The following is a 10480-nucleotide window of genomic DNA, read 5'->3' as shown; positions in this document are numbered from 1 at the left end:
GATCCTCACGCGCCTGAAGCAGACCCTGGCCGAGGTCGAGCAGCACTTCGCCAGCTACCGCTTCGACCTGCTGGCGCAGGCGCTGTACGAGTTCGTCTGGAACGAGTACTGCGACTGGTTCCTGGAGCTGTCCAAGCCTGCATTGAACGGTGACGACGCCGATGCCGCGGCCTCCACCCGCCACACCCTGCTGGTGGTGCTGGACGCGGTGCTGCGCGCGCTGCACCCGATCATCCCGTTCATCACCGAGGCCATCTGGCAGCGCTTGGCACCGATGGTATTGGCGGACGGGTCGTCAACCGATAGCATCATGGGGCGTCCCTATCCCTTGGCGGACGAGAGCAAAATCAATACCCATGCGATCGAGTCGGTCGAGTGGCTGAAAAATGTGATTCTGGGTGTGCGCCGTATTCGTGCCGAAATGGACATAGCGCCCAGCAAGTCGCTCGACGTGCTGGTAACGCATGCCACCGTTGAAGAGATCGCCCGGTTTGAGCGATTTGGTGCGTTGCTGAATTCTGTCGGTCGGATTGGGCGTGTTACCCCATTGGGTGAGGGGGAGACTGTACCCGAGGCGGCCATGGCACTGGTTGGCGAGTTGCAAATCCACATCCCCCTGGCGGGATTAATCGACAAGGAAGCGGAATTGGCTCGAATTGAGCGCGAAATTGCCAAGACCGAAGCCGATTTGACCAAATCCCGTAACAAGCTCGATGCACCGGGTTTTGCCGATCGTGCCCCGGCGCAGGTAGTCGCGCAGGAACGGGAGCGAGCGGAGAAATTCGAAACCAGCCTTGGAGAATTACGGGCACAACGGCTGCGGATCGAACGGCTTTGAGCTTGGGGAGAATGTAACCACACCTCGGCCATGAAGGATGGCTGCGTCATACGCAAGGGCAACTCTGCCATGGTGGCGGGTTGTCGTTCGGCCGGCCGGAGTTGAGCAATGTGTAATAGACCATTGATCCACCGAGATTTTCTATGTACCAGACAGTTCGATCTGCTTTTTTCACGGTGCACTTGCGCTGGCTGCTGCTGTTATGCGCGGTGTTTTCGAGTTCTGTCATGGCTGCCGAGCTATCCATGCCGGGTATGGACACGCCGCTTGTAATTGATGTTGTGGCCGCCCAAAAGCCACCCAAAATGCGTTTGTTGTGGCTGCCTTCCGAGCAAGGGATTTTGCCGGCCGAGAAACAGATGGCTGAGCAATTGAGCGCGCGCGGTTTCGAGAGCTGGTTTGTCGATCTCTACGAACCGCTTTTTCTGTCGCCGACGCCCAGTGCTGTCGACAAGGTGCCAACCGAATGGATCAGTGGCCTGATCAGTAAAGCCAAGGCTGACAATCTGCCCTTGATTGTGATCGCTCCCAACAAGGCGGCCGAACTGGCGGTTCGGGGGTGGGTCGCGCTGCAATCCACACCCCAACAGGGTGTTGGATTTGTCTTCATTAACCCGAATCTTTATATCAACACCCCTGTGCCCGGTGAACCTGCCCGTTATTGGCCACAAGTTGCTGCATTCAATGCGCCTGTGTTTGTCATGCAGGCCGTACTATCTCCCTGGCGCTGGCGTCTTATGGAATTGAAACAGCAGTTGGAAAAATCCGGGAGCACCGTGTTTACGCAGTTGCTGCCGGACGTGCGCGATCGTTTCTATTTCCGGCCCGATGCCACTGCGTTCGAGCAGGCGCAAGGCAAGGCGCTGTCGTCGCGCATCACTCAGGCTGCATCATTGTTGGCCGGGTATATGACCGAACCGAGAGTAGCGGGTAAAGTCGAAACGTCGGCCCCGGTGGCAGTCGAGCAGACAAAATCAACCGAACTTCAGCCCTATTCGGGTCCGCAGAACAGAGCTTTGGATCTCATGGATTTGCGGGGGCAAGCAATTGACTTGAAAGATTATTGGGGCAAGGTGGTATTGCTCAACTTCTGGGCCAGTTGGTGCCCGCCCTGTGTGCATGAAATGCCCTCGATGACCCGATTGAAAACCTTGTTGAAAGGCGAGCCTTTCGAGATTCTTGCCGTCAATCTGGCCGAGGATCGCGCCGCAATCGATGCTTTCATCAAGCAGCACCCGGTCAACTTCCCCATTCTGACCGATCCGGCAGGGACAGCAGTGCAGACATGGATGGTATACGCTTATCCGAGCACCTACCTCATCGATCGGAAGGGACGGATTCGTTACGCCTTGTTTGGTGGCGCGGAGTGGGATCAGCCGGATGCGGTAGCGAAAATCCGCAAATTGATTGCTGAGCCGGATTGATCAGGGTTTGGGGAAGAAGGGGGGCTTTCCCCTGAGCCTGATGCCCCCGGTAAAACCATCCATGATTCGGGGGCGTGCCGGGTAGTGGGTTAACCCCGATGTCCACAGACTCGCGACCAGTCACCCCGGGATTCGATTTCATCGATCGTCAGGCCCTGCGCCATCCATTGTGCGGCCACGGCTTCGGCTTGCGAATTGAGAATGCCAGACAGCGCGAAGCGTCCGCCCGCTTTGATATGGGGGGCGAGGATGGGCGCGAGTTCGATCAGGGGCTGGGCCAGGATATTGGCGACCAGGACGTCGAATCTTTCTGCTGAGCCCAGTTCTTCCGGCAGGCCGAGCCAGAGGCGATCTTCCGGAATGTCATTGAGGGCTGCATTGTCCCGGCTGGCCTTGAGTGCCTGTGGGTCAATATCGGTGCCATAGGCAACCGATGCGCCTTTCATCAAGGCTGCCAGCGCGAGAATCCCCGAGCCACAACCCACATCGAGGACACGTAGCCCTTTGAGTGATTGGGCATCGAGCCAGTCGAGGCACAGGGACGTGGTTTCATGCTGCCCGGTGCCGAAGGCCAGACCCGGATCGATCCGCACTACGGTTTTGGCTTCGGTAGGTGCGTCGCTCCAATGGGGCGTAACCCACAGGCCATCGCCGTAATGAGTGGGGGCGAAATCCGCTTGAGTTTGCCTAACCCAATCGGTTTCCTCGATGAATTCGTGATCGAAATCACTCAGAAGGGATGGCCGCAGCAGGCCATGCAGCTGCCCCATAATGTCTGCCGGGCTGATATGGCCTTCGAAAAGACCCGCGACGCGAACCCGCTGCCAGAGCGGCGTTTCACCCGGTTTGGGTTCATAAATCTGCTCGTCGCCGATTTCTTCCAGCGAAACGGAGACTGCGCCCGCTTCAAGCAGGGCATCTTCGCAGGCTTCGACATCGGATTGGGGGACGTCCAGGCTCAGTCGCTGCCAGGCCGGACTCATTGTAGACGATTCGGACATCAGTTCAGACCCAGTTTCTTTTGCAGATAATGGATATCCGTGCCGCCTTCGATAAAGGCCTGATCGGCCATCAGATCACGGTGCAAGGGAATATTCGTCTTGATGCCATCGATCATCATTTCGTCAAGCGCACCGGCCATGCGGCGGATCGCCTGGTCGCGCGTGTCGGCATGCGTGATGAGCTTGCCGATCATCGAGTCATAGTAGGGCGGCACGCTATAGCCGTTGTAGATGTGCGAGTCGATGCGTACACCCGGTCCGCCTGCAAAATGCAGGTTGGTGATTTTCCCCGGACTCGGCACAAACGTGGCCGGATCTTCCGCGTTGATACGGCATTCGATGGCGTGCCCGGTCAGGCGGACTTGATCCTGCGTGATCTCAAGTGGCAGGCCCGCCGCAATACGCAGTTGCTGCTTGACGAGATCGATACCGGTGATCATTTCGGTGATCGTGTGCTCGACCTGCAAACGGGTATTCATTTCGATGAAATAGAAGTTGCCGTTTTCATACAGGAATTCGAACGTGCCCGCCCCGCGGTAGCCCATGCGCTGACAGGCGGCCACGCATACCGCGCCGATCTCGGCACGTTGCTCCGGCGTGACGCCTGGTGCGGGGGCTTCTTCGATGATTTTCTGATGGCGGCGTTGCATGGAACAATCGCGTTCACCCAGATAGATCGCATTGCCCTGGGTGTCCGCAAGTACCTGGATTTCGACGTGGCGGGGGTGCTCAAGGAATTTTTCCATGTACACCTGCGGATTATTGAACGCCGCTTGTGCTTCGCTACGCGTCATGTCGATGGCGTGCAGTAGGGCCGCTTCGGTATGCACCACGCGCATTCCGCGACCACCACCACCACCCGCTGCCTTGATGATGACCGGATAGCCCACTTCACGCCCAAGACGCAGGTTCTCATCCGGATCATCGCCCAAGGCACCATCGGAACCCGGTACACAGGGTACATTGGCCGCGCGCATGGTTTCCTTGGCACTGACCTTGTCGCCCATCATACGAATGTTCTGGGCCGTCGGGCCGATGAAGATGAAACCGGATTCCTCGACTCGTTCAGCAAAATCGGCATTCTCGGACAGGAATCCATAACCGGGGTGGATGGCGACCGAATCGGTCACTTCTGCCGCCGCGATGATCGCAGGGATGTTCAGGTAGCTCTCGTTCGAACGGGGGCCGCCGATGCAGACCGATTCATCCGCAAGGCGAACGTGCTTTAGGTCGCGGTCAGCAGTGGAATGGACGGCGACGGTCTTGATGTCGAGTTCGCGACAGGCACGCAGGATGCGCAACGCGATTTCACCGCGATTGGCGATTAATACTTTGTTCAGCATGGCAAAACCTCTAAAACGCGCTGGCTTATTCGATGATGAACAAAGGCTGGTCGTATTCGACCGGCTGGCCATTCTCGACCAGAATCGCGGTGATGGTGCCGTTGGTTTCGGCCTCAATCTGGTTGAACATTTTCATGGCTTCAACGACGCAAAGCGTGTCGCCAGCCTTGACGCTGCTGCCGACGTCGACAAATGGTTTCGCCGTGGGCGAGGCCGCGCGATAGAAGGTGCCGACCATCGGTGATTTGATCGGTGTGCCCTTGGCCTGATCCGCGACTGCGGGTTGGGCGGCGGGAGACTGTGCGGCAGATGCCGGCGCGGCAGCGGGCAGAGTGTACTGGACCGGCGCGGCCTGAGCAATCAGACCACGAGAAATACGCACGGATTCTTCGCCTTCGCGGATCTCGATTTCGGCGATGCCCGACTCCTCAAGCAGTTCGATCAGTTTTTTAATTTTACGAATATCCATGGATGGACTTCTCCAGATGAGTTTGGCCTGAGTTCAGCGGGAATCAGGCGGGTGGCAGGGTGGGCGTCCACAGCGTGCTGCGGGGGATGCCAAGATGATTCAGTAAGGCGAATAGCGCCAGTTCATAGCCGACGGCGCCCAAGCCTACGATTGAACCGATCGCGATGTCCGAAAAATAGGAGTGCTGGCGGAAGGATTCGCGGGCATGAATGTTGGTGATGTGGATTTCGACGAAAGGAATGGCCGTGGAGAGCAGGGCATCACGCAACGCGACGCTGGTGTGCGTCCAGGCGGCAGGATTGATGACGATGCCATCCACGCTGGCATCGGCGGCGGCATGGATACGCTCGATCATCTCGTGTTCGGCATTGGTTTGAAGATGTTCAAGCGTCGACGATGTCTGTCGGCAGAGGTCATCCAGCCGCTGAACGATATCGTTCAAAGTGGTTTTGCCATAACGTTCGGGCTCGCGCGAGCCGAGTCGATTCAGATTCGGGCCGTTCAGCAGCAGAATTGTTGCCATGCGTCGCAGTTCCTTGTCGCGGGTGTCTTTTATGTTGTGAAATTTAAGTTGTCGGCATTGTGCCGTGTGACCGGTGGAATGTCCACTAAACAGCCGGTTGACCTCGTCATTTTAGTGCGTAATTTCGACATATCGCCGCAAGATCGAGGGAATTGTGCTTTATAAAGGCTTGCCTCGCAGGGCGCGAAGCAGAATGCGGGTGTGTTGATCCGGTTTGACGCGGCTTGGGTTCATCAGGTGATTTTGGCGATTTTGTTCGGCTGTCTTCAGTCGTTCGGCCAGATGATCCGGTGATTCGGAATACAGGGTTTGCGCTACTGTGGCCGATCCCCGTTGTTTGGATAATCCCGAAACGGTAACAACCCATTTGGTTTCACCGCGTTCGATGGATAGCTCATCACCGATTCGGATGACCTTGCCGGATTTTTTACATGATTGACCGTTGATTTCGACCTTGCCGCCTTCGATGGCCGTGGAGGCAAGGGAGCGTGTCTTGAAAAAACGCGCTGCCCAGAGCCAAGTATCGATGCGCTGTTCAGTGAGCTCATTATTCTGGCGCGCCTTGACTGAGGGTTGGACCATGCACTAACGATTTGTGGTGGAGACGGACCTTGATTGTACCTGTCTTCTGAGTTGAAGGTGATGAATAAAACCGACCAGCCAGGTGCCCGCAACGATGCCGATGAGTATCACGCCGACAAACCATTGGCCCTCGCCCAGCATGGCAGGTGCGGTTCCAGGGCAGACTCCCGTCAGGCCCCAACCCACACCGAACAGAAGGGCACCGGGAATGAGTGCGCGCACGAAAGGTTTATGCGGAAAGCTGATGGGTTGACCGCTCGCCACACTGCGCCATTTCAATTGCTTGGCGAGAAAATTGAGTACGGCGCCAACGCCGACAGCAGTAGCGATGACCCATAACAGGTGCAGGTTCTCAAACAGCAGCAGGCTGGCAATGAGCGCAGGATCGGTTGCACCGGCACGGCTCAGCAAAAATCCGAACACTACGCCGAAGAGCAGGAAGCTGCCGTTGCGGATCAAGGTGCTTGAGTTATTCATGATCAACCTCCGAATGTGTTCAGAAGGTGGTGGGCGAGTTGCGCCGTACCGACCGCCGCCGCGAAAAAGAAGGCGGATGCGACAATGCTCGCTGGTGACCCCATGGCCACGCCATTGATGGTGTGACCGGAAGTGCAGCCACCGGCCAGACGAGAACCCATGCCGATCAAAACGCCGCCGAACAGCCACCACAACACGCGACCTACATCGGAATGAGGCATCAATGCCGTGTAAAACGTGCCGAAATGTGTCGGTTCGGCCCATGTGCCGGTCGAGAGGCTTGCGAGTAGCCCGCCGAGGAAAATGCCGACCAGGAACCAGAGTTTCCAGTCGGTCGCGGTGCTGTGAGCAGGCCCCTGGAACAGTGGCAGGCGACTGCCCATGCGCGCGCAGGCGTTACCGAAAGCAGCCGAACAGCCCAAAGGTTGGTCGGTCAGCCAGCGTTGCGCAAAAGCGAGTGCACCGATGGCACCTCCTGCAACCCATGCGGGCCACAGGGCGGTTGAAAAGATTGGGGAATCGGTTAGCCAGGCAAAGTTGGATAAAGTCATGTTTGCACCCTCAAGGGCGATTGCAGATATGACTGAACTTTAGCGTGTGGATGTTGAATCCGCGCGCTAAACATTTTCATTGGCCTATTGAGCTACTCTATTAGTTTTATTAGGTATAAATAAAACAAATAATGTATTGTCAGGTCGATTCTTCCTTGCGATCGGGCAGGACAATATTGAGTTCCAATGTGTCGACACCTTCGTGATGTTCGATCTGCACCTGAACGGCGTCGTCTTGCACCGCTACATATTTGCGAATGACATCCAGCAGATCGTTTTTGAGCTTGGGCAGGTAATCCGGGTCGGTATTCTGCCCCTGGCTGCGTTCATGGGCGATCAGGATCTGGAGCCGTTCTTTAGCCAGATGTGCGGTCGGCTTGGGACGTGCCCGGAATAAATCAAAAAGACCCATGATTACCCCCGTCCGAACAGGCGGTTGAAAAAGGATTTTTTCTCAGCCTCGACAAACCGCATGGGCCGGTCATCGCCGAGAAGACGGGCGACGGCATCCTGATAAGCCTGTCCGGCGTCGGCGGTCTGGTCGAGAATGACCGGACGACCGGAGTTGGATGCCTGGAGTACTGCGGGTGATTCGGGAATGACACCCAGCAGCGGCACGGCCAGAATTTCGAGCATGTCTTCGATGGAAAGCATTTCTCCCGCCTCCACCCGGTTGGGTGAGTAGCGGGTGATCAGCAGGTATTCACGAATCGGGGTTTCACCATTTTTCGCGCGCAGTGACTTGCTGGCGAGAATGCCGAGCATGCGGTCGGAATCACGCACGGAAGATACTTCGGGGTTGGAGACCACAATCGCCTCGTCGGCAAAATACATGGCCAGTTGTGCACCACGCTCGATGCCGGCAGGGGAGTCGCAGATGATGTATTCAAAGCCGTCGGCCTTCAAATCATCGAATACCTGCTTCACGCCCTCTTCGGTGAGTGCATCCTTGTCTTTGGTCTGCGAAGCGGGCAGAACATAAAGATTATCGACCTCTTTATGCTTGATCAGCGCCTGGCTCAAGCCGGCCTCTTTCTGGATGACGTTAACGAGATCATAGACCACGCGCCGTTCAACACCCATGATGAGGTCAAGGTTTCGAAGACCCACATCAAAATCGATGACGACGGTTTTTTTGCCGGCTAATGCCAAGCCACTGGAAATCGCTGCGCTTGTCGTTGTTTTACCAACGCCGCCTTTTCCTGAAGTTACAACGATAATCTTTGTCACAAATCAACTCCTGCCCACACCTCTGACCGAGGCGCCGCGAAAATAAGGAACATCCGGAACCCCGCTGATTCTGCCATAAATCAGGATTGATTCATAAGGTTTGCTGGAGAGGTGTAGTGGTTTGGGTATGTTTGGGATTGTCGGGTTGGCTTATTGTTTTCCAAAAAAGCGCGGAATAATTCCATCCTGGAGTTTTTTGAGGGCGAAAATCAAAAAATGTGATTTTTGATTTTGTTCATGAACAATCACATACGTGACCGTTCATGGCGACACTTCCCAAGTGCCGCACGGAAGCTCTGATTTGATCGGGGATTCCCAAACAGATTTATTTACCTTGGTTCGATATGGATTAGAACATTAATTGAAGTCTGCACGAAGACGGTTCGTATCCCGTGTCCGACCCTTTGTAAAAGGGGGAACGAGGGGGATTTAGGATGGCACTAGGTTTGTGCCTTCCTTAAGCTGGGGTTTTTCAAGGTTCCCTGCAGTGTATGGGGCGCAGGTGTCAAGCGGAAACCGAGCATGATGCCTGGTTTTCGTGAAGCACCATTGCAACGGCTAAACCAAGTCGATGGGACCGAAGACTGACCCTATAAATAGATCAGGCATTGCCAGAAGACCGGCGGCGTTGACCGGAACCTGCCGTATGCGAGCGATTGCTGGGGTTGTTCCCTGAGTTATTCCCGGAACGATTGCCCGTATCTCTGCCGCCCTCTCTTTGGGGGCGATTGCCTGCTGCGGCACCACCAGGTGAACGGGGTTGACCGTCTCGCTGGGAACCGGCTGACCGGGGTGCTTGGGCGGCATGACCTTGGGTGCTGCGCGGCAGGAAGTCGCGGCGGGGTTGGCGCGCGGCCTGTGGTTTGCGCAATGGTTCGGGCTTGGCATTCGGGTCCGGTTCGAAGCCGGGCACGATCACGCGTTCGAGTTTCTGGCGAATGGTGCGTTCTATATCGGCCAGCAGTTTGTGCTCGTCCACGCACACCAGCGAGACAGCTTCGCCGCCTGCACCGGCGCGACCGGTACGACCGATACGATGCACGTAGTCTTCGGGCACGTTCGGCAGTTCATAGTTGACTACATGGGGCAGGGCATCGATGTCGATACCGCGGGCGGCAATGTCGGTCGCGACCAGTACCCGCAGTTTGCCGGCCTTGAAGGCACCGAGCGCCTTCTCGCGGGCAGACTGGCTCTTGTTGCCGTGAATCGCCATGGCGGGGATGCCGTCCTTGTCGAGTTGTTCGGCCAGACGATTCGCGCCGTGTTTGGTACGGGTGAATACGAGCACCTGTTTCCAGTCGCCGTCCACGATGAGTTGTTGCAACAGGGCCTTTTTGGCATCCCGATCGACCGGGTAAATTCGTTGTTCGACGCGTTCGGCGGTGGTGGTCTGTGGCGCGACTTCGACCTTGGCCGGGTTGTCGAGCAGATTCTGGGCGAAGGTTTTGATTTCCGGCGCGAAGGTGGCCGAGAACAGCAGGTTCTGTCTTTTCTGAGGCAGCAGGGCGAGCACGCGCTTGATATCGCGGATGAACCCCATGTCGAGCATGCGATCGGCTTCGTCCAGCACCAGGATTTCCACACCACCCAAATCCACGTTGCCCTGGCCGACATGATCGAGCAGGCGTCCAGGGGTGGCGACGAGGATGTCGAGCTTGCGTTGCAGACGGTCACGTTGCGGGTTGATGTTCACGCCGCCGAAAATCACCATCGAGCTTAACTTCAGTTTTTGGCCGTATTGTTTGACGCTTTCTTCCACCTGCGAAGCGAGTTCGCGCGTGGGCGTGAGGACGAGCGCCCGGATACGATGCTTGGGCGCCGGATGCAGAACGGGCAGGGTGGCGAGCCGTTGCAGCAAAGGCAAGGTGAAGCCGGCAGTTTTGCCGGTCCCGGTTTGGGCCGCGGCCAGAAGATCCCGCCCGGACAAGACGATCGGGATCGCTTCACGTTGGATGGGGGTGGGATTTATATAGCCAACGGCGTCGAGCGCGGTCAGCAACTCGGGCATCAGGCCCAGTTCAGCAAATGACATGGTGTTTCCA

Annotated in this window: 12 protein-coding genes; 2 read left to right on the top strand and 10 right to left on the bottom strand. The window is 56.8% G+C overall.

The features are described from left to right. Together M7R55_RS04815 and M7R55_RS04810 are read left to right on the top strand one after the other, a co-directional pair. Positions 1–838 (top strand): class I tRNA ligase family protein (locus M7R55_RS04815; protein WP_298219008.1); only part of this gene is annotated, 838 nt, incomplete at its 5' end. Positions 839–981: 143 nt separating this feature from the next. After that, positions 982–2262, top strand: coding sequence for a TlpA disulfide reductase family protein (locus M7R55_RS04810; protein ID WP_298219006.1), 1281 nt, complete (start codon positions 982–984; stop codon positions 2260–2262). 89 nt (positions 2263–2351) lie between these two features. Here the strand turns inward: M7R55_RS04810 and prmA are convergent, their stop codons facing one another. The 10 genes from prmA to M7R55_RS04760 form a co-directional block, all read right to left on the bottom strand. Beyond that, complete coding sequence (prmA, locus tag M7R55_RS04805; protein ID WP_298219003.1) at positions 2352–3263, bottom strand: 50S ribosomal protein L11 methyltransferase; 912 nt, start codon at positions 3261–3263, stop codon at positions 2352–2354. Further along, positions 3263–4606 (bottom strand): acetyl-CoA carboxylase biotin carboxylase subunit, encoded by a 1344-nt coding sequence (gene accC / locus M7R55_RS04800; RefSeq protein ID WP_298219001.1) that lies wholly within the window; start codon positions 4604–4606, stop codon positions 3263–3265. The genes prmA and accC overlap by 1 nt, the downstream gene beginning before the upstream one ends. 25 nt (positions 4607–4631) lie before the next feature. Then, the gene (gene accB, locus M7R55_RS04795; protein WP_298219000.1) at positions 4632–5075 is read right to left on the bottom strand and encodes an acetyl-CoA carboxylase biotin carboxyl carrier protein; all 444 of its coding nucleotides are present in this window, start codon (positions 5073–5075) and stop codon (positions 4632–4634) included. A gap of 43 nt (positions 5076–5118) precedes the next feature. Beyond that, on the bottom strand, positions 5119–5598 hold the full coding sequence (gene aroQ, locus M7R55_RS04790; RefSeq protein WP_298218998.1) for a type II 3-dehydroquinate dehydratase: 480 nt from the start codon (positions 5596–5598) through the stop codon (positions 5119–5121). A 159-nt stretch (positions 5599–5757) separates the two neighbouring features. Continuing rightward, a complete protein-coding gene (locus tag M7R55_RS04785) occupies positions 5758–6180 on the bottom strand; it encodes an RNA-binding S4 domain-containing protein (RefSeq protein ID WP_298218996.1) in 423 nt (140 codons plus the stop codon). Positions 6181–6183: 3 nt separating this feature from the next. Continuing rightward, entirely contained in the window at positions 6184–6657 is a 474-nt protein-coding gene (locus tag M7R55_RS04780) for a DUF6691 family protein (protein ID WP_298218995.1), read from the bottom strand. A gap of 2 nt (positions 6658–6659) precedes the next feature. Beyond that, complete coding sequence (locus M7R55_RS04775; protein WP_298218993.1) at positions 6660–7208, bottom strand: YeeE/YedE thiosulfate transporter family protein; 549 nt, start codon at positions 7206–7208, stop codon at positions 6660–6662. A gap of 139 nt (positions 7209–7347) precedes the next feature. Continuing rightward, the gene (gene minE, locus M7R55_RS04770) at positions 7348–7620 is read right to left on the bottom strand and encodes a cell division topological specificity factor MinE (RefSeq protein ID WP_298218991.1); all 273 of its coding nucleotides are present in this window, start codon (positions 7618–7620) and stop codon (positions 7348–7350) included. 2 nt (positions 7621–7622) lie between these two features. Beyond that, positions 7623–8438 carry a septum site-determining protein MinD gene (minD, locus tag M7R55_RS04765; protein ID WP_298218989.1) on the bottom strand — a complete coding sequence of 272 codons (816 nt, stop codon included), beginning with the start codon at positions 8436–8438 and terminating at the stop codon, positions 7623–7625. A 601-nt stretch (positions 8439–9039) separates the two neighbouring features. Next, entirely contained in the window at positions 9040–10470 is a 1431-nt protein-coding gene (locus M7R55_RS04760; RefSeq protein ID WP_298219010.1) for a DEAD/DEAH box helicase, read from the bottom strand. Positions 10471–10480 lie beyond the last annotated feature (10 nt).

Source organism: Halothiobacillus sp. (assembly GCF_027346185.1).
Classification (GTDB): domain Bacteria; phylum Pseudomonadota; class Gammaproteobacteria; order Halothiobacillales; family Halothiobacillaceae; genus Halothiobacillus.
This window is presented reverse-complemented; position numbering and strand designations above follow the sequence as displayed.